Origin of the sequence: Stenotrophomonas forensis (genome assembly GCF_028752115.1) — a bacterium.
In the GTDB taxonomy this organism is placed as follows: domain Bacteria; phylum Pseudomonadota; class Gammaproteobacteria; order Xanthomonadales; family Xanthomonadaceae; genus Stenotrophomonas; species Stenotrophomonas forensis.
Window position 1 is genome coordinate 1,402,163 of the sequence record NZ_CP082270.1, and the last position, 17,425, is coordinate 1,419,587.

16 protein-coding genes are annotated in these 17,425 nt (G+C 67.6%); 2 read left to right on the forward strand and 14 right to left on the reverse strand.

The window, feature by feature from the left end:
- Nucleotides 1-42: 42 nt before the first annotated feature.
- From K5L94_RS06615 to K5L94_RS06675, 13 genes are all read right to left on the reverse strand, one after another.
- Entirely contained in the window at nt 43-759 is a 717-nt protein-coding gene (locus tag K5L94_RS06615) for an MtnX-like HAD-IB family phosphatase (RefSeq protein ID WP_053449159.1), read from the reverse strand.
- A 168-nt stretch (nt 760-927) separates the two neighbouring features.
- Nucleotides 928-2,136 (reverse strand): DegT/DnrJ/EryC1/StrS family aminotransferase, encoded by a 1,209-nt coding sequence (locus K5L94_RS06620; RefSeq protein ID WP_274512313.1) that lies wholly within the window; start codon nt 2,134-2,136, stop codon nt 928-930.
- Nucleotides 2,137-2,146: 10 nt separating this feature from the next.
- Complete coding sequence (locus K5L94_RS06625; protein WP_006425768.1) at nt 2,147-2,545, reverse strand: DMT family transporter; 399 nt, start codon at nt 2,543-2,545, stop codon at nt 2,147-2,149.
- On the reverse strand, nt 2,542-2,901 hold the full coding sequence (locus K5L94_RS06630) for an EamA family transporter (RefSeq protein WP_006425769.1): 360 nt from the start codon (nt 2,899-2,901) through the stop codon (nt 2,542-2,544). Before K5L94_RS06630 ends, K5L94_RS06625 begins: the two co-directional genes overlap by 4 nt.
- A gap of 1 nt (nt 2,902) precedes the next feature.
- Nucleotides 2,903-3,739, reverse strand: a complete 837-nt coding sequence (locus K5L94_RS06635) for an alpha/beta hydrolase (RefSeq protein WP_008266311.1) — start codon at nt 3,737-3,739, stop codon at nt 2,903-2,905.
- Between the two features lie 79 nt (nt 3,740-3,818).
- Nucleotides 3,819-5,198 carry a sensor histidine kinase gene (locus K5L94_RS06640; protein ID WP_053509417.1) on the reverse strand — a complete coding sequence of 460 codons (1,380 nt, stop codon included), beginning with the start codon at nt 5,196-5,198 and terminating at the stop codon, nt 3,819-3,821.
- On the reverse strand, nt 5,195-5,878 hold the full coding sequence (locus K5L94_RS06645; RefSeq protein WP_049456140.1) for a response regulator: 684 nt from the start codon (nt 5,876-5,878) through the stop codon (nt 5,195-5,197). The genes K5L94_RS06640 and K5L94_RS06645 overlap by 4 nt, the downstream gene beginning before the upstream one ends.
- A 132-nt stretch (nt 5,879-6,010) precedes the next feature.
- Nucleotides 6,011-7,141 carry a metallophosphoesterase gene (locus tag K5L94_RS06650; protein ID WP_274512315.1) on the reverse strand — a complete coding sequence of 377 codons (1,131 nt, stop codon included), beginning with the start codon at nt 7,139-7,141 and terminating at the stop codon, nt 6,011-6,013.
- Between the two features lie 67 nt (nt 7,142-7,208).
- Nucleotides 7,209-9,416, reverse strand: coding sequence for a TonB-dependent siderophore receptor (locus K5L94_RS06655; protein ID WP_274512316.1), 2,208 nt, complete (start codon nt 9,414-9,416; stop codon nt 7,209-7,211).
- A 17-nt stretch (nt 9,417-9,433) separates the two neighbouring features.
- Nucleotides 9,434-9,733, reverse strand: a complete 300-nt coding sequence (locus tag K5L94_RS06660) for a DUF3325 domain-containing protein (RefSeq protein WP_274512317.1) — start codon at nt 9,731-9,733, stop codon at nt 9,434-9,436.
- Nucleotides 9,730-11,319 carry a PepSY-associated TM helix domain-containing protein gene (locus K5L94_RS06665; RefSeq protein ID WP_053449165.1) on the reverse strand — a complete coding sequence of 530 codons (1,590 nt, stop codon included), beginning with the start codon at nt 11,317-11,319 and terminating at the stop codon, nt 9,730-9,732. The genes K5L94_RS06660 and K5L94_RS06665 overlap by 4 nt, the downstream gene beginning before the upstream one ends.
- Nucleotides 11,316-11,651, reverse strand: a complete 336-nt coding sequence (locus K5L94_RS06670; RefSeq protein WP_238581861.1) for a DUF3649 domain-containing protein — start codon at nt 11,649-11,651, stop codon at nt 11,316-11,318. Before K5L94_RS06670 ends, K5L94_RS06665 begins: the two co-directional genes overlap by 4 nt.
- Before the next feature lie 93 nt (nt 11,652-11,744).
- Nucleotides 11,745-12,173, reverse strand: a complete 429-nt coding sequence (locus K5L94_RS06675) for a winged helix-turn-helix transcriptional regulator (protein WP_053449166.1) — start codon at nt 12,171-12,173, stop codon at nt 11,745-11,747.
- 78 nt (nt 12,174-12,251) lie between these two features.
- On the opposite strand from K5L94_RS06675, the gene K5L94_RS06680 reads away from it, so the two are divergent.
- Nucleotides 12,252-13,457 carry an MFS transporter gene (locus K5L94_RS06680; protein WP_274512319.1) on the forward strand — a complete coding sequence of 402 codons (1,206 nt, stop codon included), beginning with the start codon at nt 12,252-12,254 and terminating at the stop codon, nt 13,455-13,457.
- A gap of 2 nt (nt 13,458-13,459) precedes the next feature.
- Here the strand turns inward: K5L94_RS06680 and K5L94_RS06685 are convergent, their stop codons facing one another.
- Nucleotides 13,460-14,875: a GGDEF domain-containing protein gene (locus K5L94_RS06685; RefSeq protein WP_274512320.1), complete on the reverse strand. Its 1,416-nt coding sequence runs from the start codon at nt 14,873-14,875 to the stop codon at nt 13,460-13,462.
- A gap of 287 nt (nt 14,876-15,162) precedes the next feature.
- Here K5L94_RS06685 and K5L94_RS06690 point away from each other — a divergent pair, with 287 nt between their 5' ends.
- Nucleotides 15,163-17,412: a TonB-dependent siderophore receptor gene (locus tag K5L94_RS06690; protein ID WP_274512321.1), complete on the forward strand. Its 2,250-nt coding sequence runs from the start codon at nt 15,163-15,165 to the stop codon at nt 17,410-17,412.
- Nucleotides 17,413-17,425: the final 13 nt, after the last annotated feature.

Below are 17,425 nucleotides of genomic sequence, written 5' to 3' on the forward strand. Positions count from 1 at the left end.
TTCGAAAGGGGGCAACGGGGGAGCGGGTCTGGAAGGAGGTGCTCAGGCGGTGGCCAGCAGCAGGGGCAGTGCAGTGGGCTGCGGGCTGGCGTCGATGCGACGTGGCTGCAGCAGGCTGCCATCAAGCAGGCGCGGCAACAGCGCGATGGCATCGTGGAAGGTATCGATCGCGGCATGTTCGATGCCGGCATGGGTGCAATGGGTGATCAGGCGGCGCTTGGCAAACACGAAGTCGGCATCCTCCGACACGCAGAAGTCCGAACTGCCGTCGCCGATCATCAGCACGCGCGGTGCTTCGTTGGCACGTGCCTGCGCAGCGCAGGTGCACTTGCAGGTGCCGCTGCGGCACCCTTCGGACTGGTAGGGCGATTCCAGTTCCCAGTGGTCTTCGCACCAGCGCAGGTGGTTGGCCACCACCGGCAGCCGCGACAGGCCGTGGTTGGCGAGGATGCGGTGGATCGCATAGTCCAGGCCGTCGCTGACGATGCGCAGCGGCAGGCCCAGCTGCTCGGCGCGGGCGACGAAGGCAGTGAAGCCCGGATCGATCTGCACCTGGTCCAGGTGCGCATCAAGCGTGGCCGGGTCCAGCTTCAGCAGCCGCACCTGGCCCTGCATGCATTCACGCGAGCCGATCTTTCCCGACTTCCACTGTTCTTCCAGTTCCTGCCAGCCCGGCTGGCCGTACTTCTCCAGCAGCGAGTCGATGACATCTTCGAGGCTGATGGTGCCGTCGAAGTCACACAGGATGCTCCAGTGCATGGGCAGGTCCGTCGATGGGAAAGGCGTCCGGCACGGTGCCGGGGCAGGCTCAATGTAGGCAGGCCGCCTTTCTCGTTCCTTTCCTGTTGAAAGCCTTCATTTCCGGGCGGGGAAAGCGTTCAGGAAGTGACGTTGCTGAATGCGCGAAACGCCCGGGAGGAGCGGCTTTCACGCTTGGGCATCAGCCAGCGCACGCAGGATTTCCGCGGTGTCTTCACGGGTCTGCCAGGCGCTGTTGCCGAGAGTCAGCATGCGTGCGGCGAAGTCGCGTGCGTTGGGCACGTCGGCCATCGGCACGATGCCGCGCAGGTAGGCGTAGTCGGGCAGCGCATGGATGAACATGCGGCTGGCGCCGAGGCCGCGCGGCCACAGGTTTTTCAGTGCCGCATCGCGGGCGCGTTGGCTGGGCAGCAGCAGCATCAGCATCGGCCAGGTGCCACCGGTACCGGCCAGGCCATCGACCACCTCCACCGCTGGCAGCTGGGCCAGCTGCACGCGCAGCTGCAACGCGCGCAGGCGTCCGGCCTGCAGGAAGGCCGGCAGGCGCCGTGCGGCATTGGCACCGATGTTCTGCCGCCACTGGCTGACCCGGTGCTGCGGAATCTGCAGCGGGAAAATGTCACCGACCGCTTCTTCCAGGTCGCCACGCTGCAGCGCGCCGCGCAGTGGATTGCCGTATACCAGCGACAGCAGCGAAGGTCGGTAGCAGGCCGCCAGGCCGAGCAGCTGCACGCTGCGCAGCAGCTCCCAGCGCAGGCTGAAACGTACCTGTTCGGCAGCATGTCCGGCCAGCGCGGCACGCAGCTCGTCGTCGCGGCTGACCAGCAGGCCGCCTTCGTGCAGGCTCAATCCCTTGCCGGCGGCCAGGCTGAAGAAACCGATATCGCCGCGCAGGCCGACACTGCTGTTGCCGATCCGTGCACCCAGTGCCTGCGCGGCATCCTCGATGACCCAGGCACCCGCGCCGCGTGCAATCTCGCAGGCCAGCTCGACATCGGCGATGCGGCCACCGAGGTGGGTTGGCAGGATCGCCAGCGTGCGCGCATCGGCCAGCCGCTTGAGCTGGCCGGGATCGAAGTCGAAGTGGCCGTGGCGGGTATCGCACAGCTGCACGCGCAGGTCCAGGCTGTGCACCGCGATCGGCACCAGCGGGCAGGTGTAGGCCGGCAGGATCACGGTGTCACGATTGGGCGCGCGCTTGCGCAGGGTGCGCAGCGCGATCAGCAGCGCGTGGGTACCGGAGCAGGTCAGCTGCAGCGGCGGTGTGCCGAGCTGTCGGGCCAGGATGTCGCGCAGGTCGCCACCACCGGGAAGGAAGTCGCTGGCCTGCATCGGCAGGCCTGCGGTCGGTGGCAGTTCGCGCGCGAACAGGCTCATCGCAACGCGCTCACGCGGTGCTTTCGGCGGGGCTGTGCGGGTCGTCTGCTTCGGCACGGCCCAGGCAGACGATGCCGGCCACGATCAGTACCGCGCCGACCAGGTGATGCAGGGTCAGTGGCTCGTTCAACAGCCAGGCCGACAGCAGCAGCACGCTGATCACTTCCAGGTGCGAAGCGGCGAATGCTGGGCCGATCGGCGCATGGCGCAGCAGGCTCATCCAGGTGAAGAAGGCACCGATGTAGCCGAGGATGGCGCCGTAGACCCACGGCTGCGACAGCACGCGCAGCAGCCACGCGCTGTTGGCTTCGACCGGCAGCGCGGCATCGCCGGCATACTTGAAGCACAGCTGGGCCAATGTGTCGAAGGCCATCAGCAGCGGGAAACCGATCACATACAGGCGCCTCATGAGCCGGCCCCCACCACGGCTACGCCGGCGGTAACCAGCAGCATGCCGGTGACCCGCAACGGCGTGAGCTTCTCGCGGAACAGGAAGCGGCCGGCGATCATCAGCGCCACGATGTTGATCGAGCCCAGCAGCACGCCCTTGGACAGCGGTACCAGCGACAGGAAGGCGATCCAGGCGACGAACTCAAGCACATAGCAGGCGATGCCGATCCACAGCCAGGGGCGGCTGAGCATGTGTTTCCAGCGTTGCAGGCCTTCGCCGTCCTGCGGGTCGCTGGCCGCAGCCTTGAAGGCGAGCTGGCCACCGGTATCGAGCACGACGTTGGCCAGCCACAGCAGGGTGGCGAGTGCCCCCATCTCAGGCCACCGCCTTGAGCACGCCGCTGCGTTCACCGATTTCGGTGAAGAAACGCGCGCTGCGACGGATGACGTCGCGGCGTTCGCGGTCGATGGTGATCATGTGGTAACTGTCTTCCAGTACCACCAGTTCCTTCGGGCCGCTGACCCGCGACATCACCAGTTCGGCATTGCCCATGCTGGCCACATCATCCTCACGGGCGTGCATCACCAGGCACGGGGCAGTCACCTGGTGCAGGTGGCGGCGGGTCCAGTGGCTCAGTGCACGCATTTCGGCCAGGGCATGCCAGGGGTTGCCAGGCAGGCCGGCGGCGGCGCTGTCGCCGGACAGCATGGCGGCGCTGACCTGCGCGCGCAGGCGCTCGTCACGCAGGCCGTACGGCGGCTCCTCCATGAACATGCGGTCGCGGCCGATGTTGAAGCGCTTGAACCACGGCAGCAGGAACGACAGGCGGGCCACGGCCGGGATGTTCCAGCCGTCGTAACGGAAGGTGGCGCCATACACGCCGACGCCGGACACCCACTCCGGACGGCGCGCGGCCAGTGCCAGCGACAGCACCGCGCCCATCGACAGGCCACCGACGAACAGCTGGTCGACCTTGCCGCGCAGCTCGGCCGCCGCATCTTCCACGCCCTGGTACCACTGCTCCCAGGTGGTCGCCAGCAGGTCATCCACGGTGCCGCAATGGCCGGGCAGCTGCACGCCATGCACGGTGAACCCGGCGTTGTTCAGGCCCTTGCCCAGCATGCGCATTTCCGCCGGGGTGCCGGTCAGGCCATGCACCAGCAGCACGCCCTGCGGGCCACCGGGGAGGAAGAAGTCGTGCGATTCGGTCACCTGGCGGCTCCGGGACGGCAGTGGGGATGGCAGGATCGCAAGCGCGATTTTCACCAGCCTTTCAACGCCCCGGGCCGGGTCAGGGGGCCTTCAGCAGCGGCAGCGTGATGGCCACCTTCAGCCCGCCACCGGGCCGGTTGAGGAAGGCCAGGCGCCCGCCGAAGTGCTCCACCGCCTCATGGGCGATGGCCAACCCCAGCCCGGTGCCGCTGGCGGCGGTGCCGGGGGCACGGAAGAAGCGTTCGCCGAGCCGGGGCATCACGTCCTCGGGCACGCCGGGGCCGTTGTCTTCCACGTACAGTTCGACGTCATTGTCATCCAGCGCGTGCACGCCAACCGTGACGGTGGCATCACGGCCGGCATAGCGCAGGGCGTTGTCGATCAGGTTGTCCAGCGCCTCCTGCAGCATGGCGCCGTTGCCGAGCACGCGCAGCGGCTGGCTGCTGCCGCGGTAGCCGAGGTCGATGCCATCGCGGATCGCCTCCGGCACGCGCATGCCAACCCATTGCGGGACCAGTTCGCACAGGTCCAGCGCTTCCACCGTGTCCGGCACGGTCTGCGCCCGGCTCAGCGCCAGCAGCTGGGTGCTGACCCGGGCGGTGCGCTGGTTGAGCCGGCGGATGTGCTGCAGGGCTTCGCGCACGGTGTCCGGGTCGCCATGCGCCAGCGCCTGGTCCACGTGCAGGGCCATGCCGGCCAACGGCGAGCGCAACTGGTGCGCGGCATCGGCGATGAAGCGGTTCTGCAGGGTGATCATTTCGGCCTGGCGCGCGAACAGATCGTCGATGGTGCTGATCAGCGGCTGGATCTCTTCCGGCACGTCGGCATCGGAGATCGGCGCCAGTTCGCCGCGGCGCTGTGCCAGGCGGGTCCTCAGCGGGGTCAGGATGCGCAGGCCGTAGGTCACGCCGAACCAGACCAACGCGGCGGTGCCCAGCGCCAGCATGGTCATCAGCGGGATGATGATCATCAGGATCTCGCGCGCGCGCTGGCGGCGGTCGGCCATGCTTTCGGCCACGGTCACCGCCAGCTGGTCCTGCGGATCGTTCATCGCCTGGGTGCAGACGGTGGCCATGCGCACCTGCTGGCCGTTGAGGTTGCCGTCATACAGCGCCGGATGCACGCCCGCGCAGTCCTGCGACGGCGCGTAAGGGCTGAAGTCGGCGTTGCCGCTGAGGGTGCCCTTGCGGCTGCTGTCGACGTTGAAATAGCGATGGCCGTCGGGATCGTATTCGATCAGGAAGCGGGCCTGCGGTGACAGGTCACTGGTCACCGGCATGGTGCTCAGCATCTGCGCGAACGAATGCGTATCGTCGATCAGGTTGCGGTCGTGGATGCGGTTGGAATAGTCCAGCGCAACGTAATAGGCCAGGATCGTATTGAAGATGAGCAGGCCCAGCATCGGCAACGCCAGGAAGGCGAGCAGGCGCCGGCGCAGGCTGGGCGGTCCACTGATCACGGGGCGCTGTCGTCCTGCCCGTCTTCCAGCATGTAGCCCAGCCCGCGCACGGTGCGGATGCCCATGCCGCCGGGCTGCAGCTTGCGGCGCAGGCGGTGCAGGGCGATATCCAGGCCGTTGTCGGTCAGGTCCTGGCCCCAGTCGCACAGTGCTTCCACCAGCTGCGCGCGCGAGACGATGCGCTCGGCGCGTACCGCCAGTGCCGACAGCAGGCCGAACTCCCGTGCGGTCAGTTCCAGCGACTGGTCATCGATCCACACCCGGTGACCGGCCAGGTCCAGGCGCAGGCGGCCGATGCGCAGGTCCGGATTGCCATTGCTGGTGACCCGGCGCAGCTGTGCACGCACGCGCGCTTCGAATTCGTCCAGCGCGAACGGTTTGACCAGATAGTCATCGGCACCGAGGTCGAGCACGCGCACGCGTTCGGCCAGGCCATCGCGCGCGGTCACCACCAGTACCGCCAGGCCATCACCGCGCTGGCGCAGGCGCTGCAGCACGTCGCGGCCGTCCAGCTGCGGCAGGCCCAGGTCCAGCACCAGCAGCGCGTACTGGGTGGAGCCCAGCGCAGCATCGGCGTGCGCGCCATTGTCGACGTGGTCGACCACATGCCCCTGCCGGCGCAACGAGGCGCACAGGCCGGAGGCGATGTCCGGGTCGTCTTCAGCAATCAATACGCGCATGCGCGGGGGCTCCTGTAACGGTCAGGCCCGCCGGATGGACGGGGTGGGCCTCTCGGCTGCCGAGGGTAGCCGCAAACCGGGTGAAGGTGGAGCAGCGCGGGGTGGTTGGCGGCCGCCGCGCTGTCCCGCCATTCAGTCCTGCAGGCCGGGTTCGCCCGGTGCCAGTGGCACCCGTGAGCCGTCCAGCAGGCCACGGCTGAGCGCGCCGTTCTCGATGAACAGCAATTCGCCGTTCTCGCCGTTCTTGATGCTGCTGTCGATCGCGATCACGCGGTCGCCATGGAAGCTGCTGACGTGCGGCATCGAGGTGTGCCCGACCACGATGCGCTTCAGCTGCAGGCGGTCGAGCACGTTCTGTACACCGGCGGTGTCGAGGCGGCCATCGAAATAGCCGCGGTACCAGATCGGGCTGGTCTTGCCGTCATACAGCGGCGCGGTGGCGGGGTCGGCCTTCACTTCGGCCTTGGGCAGGCCCAGCGAGGCCTGGTAGGCCGCATTGGTGCGCGCCGGGTCCAGCGCCAGTGCCACCGCCTCGGGCGAGATGCCGCCGTGCAGGAACAGCGTGTCACCGATCTTCAGCAGCACCGGGCGGGTGCGCAGCCATTGGCCGATCACCGAATCAGCGCCGTACAGCTGCGGGTAGCTGCGGCCAAGCAGCTGCGCGCTGCGCAGATACTTCGGGTTGACGTAGCGCAGGTCGTCGTACAGCACCATGGTTTCGTGGTTGCCGAGCACGAAGTGCACCGCGCCACCGGCAGCGGCGGCCTGCTGCTGAAGGCCATACAGCAGCCAGAACGCTTCGGTCACCTGCGGGCCGCGGTCGAACACATCACCGGCGATGACCAGGGTGTCCTTGCCCATTGCCCAGCGGTCCTGGGCATCGATGACCTTGTTGGCGCGCAGCAGGCGCACCAGCAGCCCGTACTGGCCGTGTATGTCGGACAGCGCCACGATGCGTGGCACCGCCGGCAGCACGGAGACCGAGGGCGCAGTGGGTGCGGCCACGTGCACGGTGTGCGCGTACCCGCAGCGCGGCGCGACATCGGTATCTGCTGCGCCAATGGCCAGCGTGCGCGACTCGACCTTGTCGGCGCAGATCCACTTGGCCTGCAGCTGGTTACCCTGGCGGAACACATAGGGGCCATCGGCCTCAACATGGGCGGCCGGTGCGGCGACCTCGCGGGCCTGCAACAGGGGCGTGCCCAGCAGCAGGGCCAGTGTCAGCAGCAGGCGGGCAGGGCAGGACAGGGCACGGTGCAGCATCGGGTGTTTCCTTGGCGGGCAATGAAAAGGCGGGCCCGAAGGCCCGCCCCTGATGCTACGCCGTTGCTCAGAACTTCGCGCGCAGGTTGAACAGCACGCGGCGCGGTTCACCCCAATAGCCAGAGTTGAAGAAGCCGACGTTGCGGTAGTAGGCCTTGTCGAACAGGTTGGTGACCGTCACGCCCACGCTCAGGTTGTCGTTGATGCGGTAGCGGCCCATAAGGTCGAACAGCACGTAGCCGCCCTGGCTCATCTTGCCGGTGGCCGTGACCGGCGTGCCGCTGGCGGTGAAGCGACCGGTGGGAATGGGCTGCATCTGGTAGATCTCGCTCTGTACGCTGACACCCCCGCCCAGCGTCCACTGGCCATGGGTCCAGGTGGTGTTGAAGCGGGCCAGGTGCATCGGGCTGGTGCTGGCGAAGCGGCTGCCATCGGAGTTGCTGCTGTAGCTGTAGGTGTAGCCGCCGGTCATGCTCCAGTGGTCGTTGATCGAACCGGAGACTTCGAACTCACCGCCCTGGGTGGTGATGCCGCGGCTGGCGATGTACGGCGAACTGCCATCGGGCAGCTTGATCTCACCACCGTTCGGGTCCAGTTCGGCCACGTTGTCCTGCTTCATGTAGAAGCCGTTCAACGCCGCGTACAGGCGGCCGCCGAAGAAGTCGGCCTTCAGGCCGTACTCGTAGTTGCCACCGGTGGTGGGGTCCAGCAGCTGGTTGTTGATGTCGCGGCGCGCGGTGGCCTGGAACACGTCCGAATAGCTGGCAAAGGCGGTGATGCTGCTGCTCAGGTCGTACAGCACGCCCACGTACGGGGTCAGCTCATGCGCGGTGGTGCGCGCGCTGCGGCTGGTGAACACGCCGTCGGTGTTGTAGTTGTCGGTGGTGGTGCGGTAATCGGAATAGCGCGCGCCGGCGATGATCTTCAGCGGGTCGATCGGGTTCAGGCGCACGGCGGCGTAGTAGCCGGTTTCGGTGGTGTTCACCGTGCTGGACGGAATACCGTAGTTGTAGGTGGTCGGCTTGCCGATGTTGCCGTCCCAGCTGAAGATGCTGGGAAAGGCGGCCACGCTGTACGGGCGCGAGGTGATGCCGGCGCGGATGGTGTCCAGGTCACGGTCGTAGTGGTTGATGCCCACCACCAGCTCGTGCGAACGGCCGAACAGCTGGAACGGACCGGACGCGTACAGGTCGAAGGCATCTTCGCGGGTTTCCGAGACCGAGTAGGTATCGGCAATGCGCAGGCCCAGGCCGGTGACCGGGTCGGCCCAGTTGCCGGTGTTGGAACCGGCCAGCAGCAGCGAATCGGTGTCGGTGGCGCGGTGGTTGTAGGCCAGGCGGCCACTCCAGCCGGCGCCGAACTGCTGTTCCAGCGTGGCGAAGTAGTTGGTGCTTTCGCGGTTCCATTCGTTCCAGCGCGCTGCGGCGCTGTACGAACGCGGCATGTGCGCGCGGCTGCCATCGCGGAAGTACAGCGGCGAGGCGCTCCAGGCGCCGCCATCGGAACCGGTCTTCAGGTAGTCGATGCCCGCACGCAGGCGGGTGCTGTCGGTCAGGTCGGCTTCGATCACCCCGTACAGGCTGGGCGATTTGTCATGCTGGAAGCGCACCCAGCTTTCCTTGTCGGTGTAGGCGCCGACGAAGCGCCCGCGCACGCGGCCACTCTTGCTGAGCGGGCCGGATACATCCACTTCGGCGCGCTTGTAATCCCACGAACCGGCGCTGAGGCTGGTGCTGGCCTGGAACGTTTCGGTCGGGCGCTTGCGCACCATGTTCACCGTGGCCGACGGGTTGCCCGAACCGGTCACCAGGCCGCTGGCGCCGCGCACCACTTCAATGCGTTCGTAGATGGATGTGTCGCTGAGGATCGAGTTGCCGCCGGCGCCAGTGGTGTAGTTGGTGGGAATGCCATCGAACATGAAGTTGTTGATGGCAAACCCACGCGCGTTGAACAGCGTGCGGTTGCTGTCATACGACTGGATGGTGACGCCCGGCGTCTGCTGCAGCACTTCGGAAATCGTGATGAGGTTGAAATCCTCGATGCGCTGGCGGGTGAACACGGTCAGCGACTGCGGGGTTTCACGCAGGGTCAACGGCAGCTTGGTGGCGGTGTTGGTGCCATAGACCTGGTAGCCCTCGGTGCGCTGGGTCACCATCACCCGGTCCAGTTCGGTGGTGGCCGGCGCAGTGTCCTGGGCCAACGCCGGCGAGGCGGCGCAGGCGAGCGACAAGGCGAGGGCGTTCCGGCGCAGGGCGCCAGAGTGCGTGTACTTCATGGAATGACCTTTCTAGTTCAGGAACGGGAAGGCGGGCGTGGCGCCGGCTTGGCCGGGCTGCGGAAACTGAGCCAGAGCACCATGGCCCCGGCGCCTGCGGCGAGCACGCCGCACCAACCAACAAAACCCTGTGCAGCGCCCCAGGCTGTGATGCTGGCCAACAGGCTGGCGAGCAGCCCGAGCGCGCCCAGCACCTGCAGCAGGCGACGGCGCGGCGTTGGTGGCGCATGGCCGGCCACATCGCGGTGGTGGCGTTCCATTGCCATGGCCAGGCAAGCGAAGGCGGCGGCCGCCAACAGCAGTGCGAGCACGCTCATGCGCCCGCCTCGGCCGGCGTGGTGGCGCGTGCGGTGCGGGGCTTGCGCTGCGCCGGCACGAAACGGTGCACCTTGCGCGCGGCCCACAACAGGCTCGCGCCGATCAGCAGCAGGCCGATGTCGATGCCGGCTTTGGCGCCATCACCGTTGGCCAGCGCACTGACCGCGCCGCCCTGCCAGACCACCAGGTTGTACAGCGGCAGGCCCAGCGCCAACGCGCCGGCCAATGCCAGTTGTTCTACCCAGCCGCGTCGGGCCGGGCGCAGCATCGCGTGCACCACGCAGGCGGCCCAGGCGTAGAAGAACACCTTCACCTCGGCATCGCTGCGGTTGGCCACGTCCAGCGGCAGCAGGCGGTTGCCCCACAGGAAGGCCAGCATCGCCACCGGCAGGCCGGTGACGAAGCCGATGTTCAGGCGTTCGACGATGCGGAAGCCCAGGTGCGGCCGCGCCGGATCCGGCAGCTGGGTGCGCCGCTTCACCGTCCACAGCACCAGCCCGGTGGCCACCATCAGCGTGCCGGCCACGCCGGAAAGGAAGAACAGCCAGCGCATCGTGGTGGGTGCGAAGCGCGCGGCATGCAGGCCGATCATGCCGTCGCGGGTGATGACGGCGGCCGAACGCGGCGGCGCCGCATCCAGCAGGTTGCCGCGCGCATCGAAGGCCAGCGTGTCGGCAGCGCCAGCGATCTGGTCGCCCTGCTGGCGGCGCACGCTGATGCGCATCGCCGCATCGGCAGGCTGCTCGACCTGCAGCGAGGCCGCATGGCCGCCGCCCCATTGCACTTCGGCACGGCGCAGCACCTCGGCCAGCGCCGGCGGCGTCGCGGCCACCCCACTGGCCTCGGCCTTCTCCGCACGCGGGAACAGTTCGGCGAAGAACGCATCGCGGCCACCGGGGTAGTTCGCATCCACCGCCCACGGCATGTACAGGGTCATCAGGGTGATCAGACCGGTGTAGGTGATCATCAGATGGAACGGCAGTGACAGCACCGCAAGCGCATTGTGGCCGTCCAGCCAGGTACGTTGGCCTTTGCCGCGGCGGAAGGTGAAGAAGTCGGTGAAGATCTTCTTGTGGGTGATGACACCGCTGATGATCGCCACCAGCATCAGCATGGAACAGGCACTGATGAACCAGCGCGCCCACAGCACCGGCACGTAGTGCAGATCGAAATGCAGGCGGTAGAAGAAATTGCCGCCGCGTGTTTCGCGTACCTGCACCGGGGTGCCGTCGGCATCCAGAGTGGCCTGGTTGGGATTGCGCTGGCCGCGCCGGCGTTCCTTTTCGCCCTTCGGCTGCCAACTGACGGTGGTGGCGCTGCTGCGCGAATCGGGGAGTTCGATGCTCCAGCGCTGCGCGTCGGCTGCGGTGCGGGCCAGGAACTGCTGGGCTTGGTTCACTGCGGTGGTGGCATCGGCGGGCAGGCCGATTTCCGGCTGCATCCAGCGGGTCAGTTCTTCCTTCCAGTACGACGCGGTACCGGCAATGAAGATCAGGAACAGCACCCAGCCGACCACCAGGCCCGACCAGGTGTGCAGCACCGATTGTGATTGCCGGATGCCGCCCAGGTTGTCGGCGCTGCTCATGCGATGTTCCCGCGCAGCAGCCAAGCGATCAGTGCAGCGAGTGCGCCCGCGGCCAGCAGACCCAGTGCGGCGCGCAGGGTGCTGCGCGCGGCATAGGCCCAGATGGCGGCCAGGGCGTAGACCACGAACGCGGCCATGGTCGCCACCAGGGTGGCATCGGCCCTGGTGCCGGGCAGCAGGCGCGCCAGCGCGGCAGCCCAGCAGGCGGCCACCGCGTAACCGCCCAGCAGCGCCAGCAGCCCGCGGGTCCAGAGCAGGCCATGACCGTTAACGCGCGCCACACGCTTGGCCGGCGCAGCGCCGGCAGCAGAAGGAGAGGTAGGAGCGGCCATCGCCGAAGTCAATGAGAACCGTGTGCAATTGCGATTGAATGCTATTTGACACCGGTGGCCCTGTCGAGTCCCCCATCCGGGGGATGCGGCGGTCTACAGCTTGCGCACTACAGTGGCGTGCGCGGGCAGCGGCTGTCTGTTGTTGTCCAGCGGTTGCATGTAGGGAACGGCTGAACCGTTGTCACGCTGGATCAAGGAAGAGTGGGCTTCGCCAGCGCCGAAGCGATGGCGTTCACTCCATTGGCGCAGCGCTACCAGCAGCGGGAACAGCTCCAGGCCGGCGGCGGTGAGCACATATTCCTGGTAGGCCGAACCATCGGAGGCCGGCTGCAGCTGCAGAATGCCGGCCTCGACCAGCCTGCGCAGGCGATCGCTGAGGATGTTGCGCGCCGCGCCGAGGCTGCGCTGGAAGTCGCCAAAGCGACTGACGCCATCGAAGGCATCGCGGATCACCAGCAGGGCCCAACGATCACCGAGCAGGTCGGCGCCGCGGGCGACGGGGCAGGGGCTGTCAGCGTGCATGGCGGGTGCCTCCAAATGTGGTTGCAGTTTAAAACCAATGCCGCTAGCCTGCATCCAGTTTCAATTTGCAACCACATCATGAAGGCTGAATCCATTCCACGTCCGCTGCTGGTCCTGCTGGCCGTTGCCGCGGGCGCCAGCGTCGCCAACGTCTATTACGCCCAGCCTCTGTTGGACCAGCTGGCACAGGCGTTCGCGCTGGATCGCGCGGTGGCGGGCGCGGTACTGGCCGCTACCCAGGCTGGCAGCGTGCTGGCACTGCTCGGACTGCTTCCGCTGGCTGACCGCGGTGACCGCCGCCGGCTGCTGCGGTTGCAGCTGATGGCACTGGTGGTGGCGTTGGTGTGGCTGGCGGCGGCACGCACCGCGGTGTGGCTGCTGTCGGGCATGCTGCTGGCCGGGCTGCTGGGCACGGCGCTGACCCAGGGGTTGATCGCCTATACCGCCACGCTGTCGCCGCCCGAGCAGCGCGGTCGCAGCGTAGGTGTGGTGCAGGGGGGAGTGTTCATCGGCCTGCTGCTGGCGCGCGTGCTATCGGGCGTGGTGGCGGCCAGCGCTGGCTGGCGGGCGGTCTATCTGCTTTCAGCGCTGCTGATGGCAGCCCTGGCAGGGGTGCTGTGGCGGCGGCTGCCGGCGGTTCCGGTGCCGTCGATACCGCCGCGCTGGTCGGCGCTGCTGTGCTCGATGCTGGGCATGCTGCGGCGGGATCGAACGCTGCGCGAGCGTGCTCCGCTGGCGCTGCTGCTGTTTGCCGGCCTCAATGTGTTCTGGGCAGCGGCACCGCTACCACTGTCGGCACCGCCGTTGAACTGGTCGACCGCCGCCATCGGTGCCCTTGGCCTGGCGGGTGTGCTCGGCGCGCTGATGGCGGCGCGGGTGGGGCACTGGATCGACCGTGGCTTCGCCCATCGGGTCAGCCTCGGTGCGCTGGTGTTGATGCTGCTTGCCTGGTGGCCGCTGCTGGGGCTTCAACAGTCGGTGTCCTTGCTGCTGCTGGGCGTGGTTGTGCTCGACCTCGGTGGGCAGGCACTGCACGTGTCGAACCAGGCCTTGCTGCTGCGCGCGCCGGCTGAACAGCATGGGCGCCTGGTGGCGCTGTACATGCTGTTCTACGCGGTGGGCAGCGGCATCGGTGCGGCGGCCGGACCGTGGGTGCAGGCCCGGCATGGTTGGGCCGCGGTGTGCCTGCTGGGGGCGGGCATCGCAGTGCTGGCGCTGCTGTGGTGGGGATGTGGGGCATACCGCGGCATGCCCCTGCGGAGCGACACGCCCGTCTGGCGTTGACGCTACCGTTGCAATGCGCGCCGCCCCGGCGCCTCCTGCAGCGCCTCGCTGGCCACCACCACGCGGTTGCGGCCGCTGCGCTTGGCCTCGTACATCGCAGCGTCGGCACGCGCCATCAGCCGCTCGTAATCCGGGTGGCCGTCATGGCCGGCCACGCCGATGCTGGCGGTCAGTGCCAGCACCTGCCCATTGGCCAGGGCCACCGGCGACTGTGCGATCTGCCGGCGCAGGCTTTCGGCAATCACTTCGGCCTGCGATTCGCTGGCCGCGACCAGCACCACCACGAATTCTTCGCCGCCATAGCGGAACAGATAATCGCTGCCGCGGGTGAGCTGGCCGAGCAGGCCCGCCACGTGCTGCAACGCGCGGTCGCCGGCATCATGGCCGTGGCCGTCGTTGATGGCCTTGAAGTGATCCAGATCCAGCAGCAGCAGCGAGAACGGCGTGTGGTTGCGCGTGGCCAGCTCGATCTCCCTGCGCAGTACCGTCGGCAGGAAACGGCGGTTGAGCAGGTTGGTCAGGGCGTCGCTGCCGGCATCCAGTTCGCCGATGCGCTCGAACAGCAGCGTCATCAGCGTGCGGATGGCTGCCAGGTCTTCGCGGATCAATGGCAGCCCGGCCAGCCGCTGGGCAGTGGCGTCGGTGGCGGCCTGTTGCAGGCGATCATCGATACGCGCCATCAACTGCCCGACCTGCTGGGTCTCGCTGCTTTCACCGAAGCTGGGGATGCCCTTGTGGGTGAACCACAGGCCGAACTCGGAGCTGGCCAGGCTGGCACTGTCGCTGCCCTGCACGTGGCCGGCCAGGGCGTACAGCAGGGCGTTCTCCCAATCCAGCAGCAGGGCGCGCTGACGCTCGCGCTCGGTGCTGACGTTCTGCACCAGCGAGAACAGCCGGTAGGCCGCATCGGCACGAGTGGAGCGTTCGCGCGCATGGGTGTAAGCCAGGGTCATGCCTTCCATGGCGATGTCCATGATCGCGCTGAGGCAGTCGATGGCGGCGAAGGCGGTGGCACTGTCGGGCGCAGTGTCGCGCAGGCGCACGAACAGCTCGTGCTTGAGCACGCGCGCGCCACGGGTCACCAGGTCGACGGGAATGCCGACCCGCGCGTGCACATCGCCGATCACCCGTTGCGAGGCGACGGTGGTGGCGATGCCGGCGGCATCGGTGGTCAGCAACTGCACCAGCCAGCGCTGCATGGCCGGTTGCAGGCGCTGCTTGACCTGCTCATGGGACAGGAAACGGCGTGCCCGTGCATCCTGCAGCAGCACTTCGTAGAAGCGCTGGGCCAGCGCGGGCGGGGCATCGGTGGCAGCGGCGCGCAACAGCGCGGTGGCGGCCGGGCCGGCCTGTTGCAGGCAATGCTGCCACGCCTCGGCCAACGGCTGGCTGGCATCGTCCAATTGGGGTGATTCCACGTCGATCTCTGGCTGCGTACGGCAAACCACCGGTATCGGCCGTGGTGGCGTGCGGTTGATGGCGGGTGAGCCGGCCTGTTTAAGCGCGATGCAGGCTTGCCCGGTGCGCAAAGCACATCGCGCCTGCTGCTGCAATGAGTGAACGCATTTGAGAATCAATCGCATTAATGGGAGAATGCACGCACGGAACGGGCCGCAGGCGACTGCAGCGACGCTCCGCCTCCCCCCTCGTCGTTGCCTCAAGCCCTTTGCCAGAGGCCCCGTTGCCCTGCCAGAAGGTCCAGATCATGTCCCGAGCCGTTGTCCTTTCGCCGCGCCCGCTGGCGCTCGCCGTTGCCGCCCTGCTGGCGGGCAGCGCCCTGACCGCCCAGGCCGAAACCGACGCAACCGATATCGACACGGTGCACGTCACTGCCTCGCAGATCGCGCGGCAGGCGCTGGGCACCTCGACCATCACCGCCGAGGACATCGCCAAGCGCCCGCCGGCCAACGACATCGCCGAGCTGCTGCGTACCATGCCGGGCGTCAACCTGACCGGCAACAGTGCCTCCGGCCAGTACGGCAACAACCGCCAGATCGACCTGCGCGGCATGGGCCCGGAAAACACCCTGATCCTGGTGGACGGCAAGCGCATCGGCGCACGCGATGCGGTGCGCATGGGCCGCAGCGGCGAGCGCAACACGCGCGGCGACACCAACTGGGTCCCCGCGGAGATGATCGAGCGCATCGAAGTGCTACGCGGACCGGCGGCAGCCCGCTACGGTTCCGGTGCCTCCGGCGGCGTGGTCAACATCATCACCAAGCGCCCGACCGGCGACCTGACCGGTGCGGTCGACCTGTACGGCCTGGTGCCCGAGCACAGCGCCGAAGGCGGCAGCGAGCGCGTCGGCCTGCAGCTCAGTGGGCCGATGACCGACACCCTGTCGTTCCGCCTGTACGGCAACCTCAACAAGACCGACGCCGATTCGCTGGACCTCAACCGCCAGTACGCGACCAACCCGAACGCGGTGCCGCCGGCCGGCCGCGAGGGCGTCAAGAACCGCGACGTCAACGCGCTGCTGCGCTGGGACGTGACGGCCGACCAGGTGGTCGAGTTCGAGGCTGGCACCAGCCGCCAGGGCAACATCTACGCCGGCGACCGCGCGGTCAGCACCACCGGCACCTCGACCGGCATCGATCTGGCTGCCTTGGCCGACGGCAAGGCGGAAACCAACCGCATGTACCGCAACACCGGTGCGATCACCCATCGCGGCCGCTGGGGCGACGTGACCTCGCGGGTTACGGCCGCGGTCGAGGCCGTCAACAACTCGCGCATCAATGAAGGCCTGGCCGGTGGCCCGGAAGGCAGCTTCAATGGCACCGACTGGTCGACCTCGCGCCTGCGCAACTACCAGCTGGATGGCGAAGTGAGCTTCCCGACCACGCTGGGCGGCGCCGAGAACATCTGGACGCTGGGCTTTGAACATCTCGACAGCCGCCTGACCGATCCGTACTCGATGAGCCAGTCCAGCAGCAGCGGTGGCGGTTTCCCAGGCCTGTCGGCCGACCGTGCACGCGGCAAGGCCGATGCGCAGACCACTGCAGTGTTCGTCGAAGACAACATCTACCTGGGCGAGCGCTGGATCGTCACCCCGGGCCTGCGCTTCGACCACCACAGCCAGTTCGGCAACAACACCAGCCCCAGCCTCAACGCGCAGTTCCGCATCAACAGCGACTGGGTGGTGAAGGGTGGCATCGCGCGCGCCTTCAAGGCACCGAACCTGTACCAGTCGAATCCGGACTACCTGTACTACACCCGCGGCAATGGTTGCCCGAATGCGTTGCCGAGCCTGGGCGCCGGCTGCTACATGCGCGGCAATGCGGACCTGAAGGCGGAAACCAGCCTGAACAAGGAACTGGGTGTGGAGTGGGCGCCGCAGAGTGGCTGGCAGGCGTCGCTGACCTACTTCCACAACGACTACAAGGACAAGATCCAGGCCGGCTACGACCAGATCGGCCTGACCGCCGATGGCAGGGGCCGCATCTTCCGCTGGGAGAACGCGCCGAAGGCGATCGTGCAGGGGCTGGAAGGAAACCTGGTGATCCCGCTGCTGGGCGAGCAGGGCAACCGCCTGAAGTGGAGCAACAACTTCACCTACATGGTGGAGAACGAGAACAAGACCACGCGCCAGCCGCTGTCGGTGATCCCCAAGTACACGATCAACACCATGCTGGACTGGCAGGCCACCGACAAGCTGTCGCTGCTGCTGACCGGTACCTTCTATGGCAAGCAGAAGCCGGCCACCACCAACATCAACAATGATCCGCGCTGCACCGGCACCTGTGATCCGTCGCTCGCGCTGCAGGATCGCGGGGCGTACAACATCTGGGGCGTGAGCGCGCGCTACAGGGTGACCGAGACGGTCAGCTTCGGCTTCGGCGTCAACAACCTGGCCGACAAGCGCCTGTTCCGCGAAGCCAACAGCAGCGATGCCGGTGCGGCGACCTACAACGAGCCGGGTCGCGCGTACTGGGCCAGCCTGCGCTTCGGATTCTGATCCGGCGAGTGCT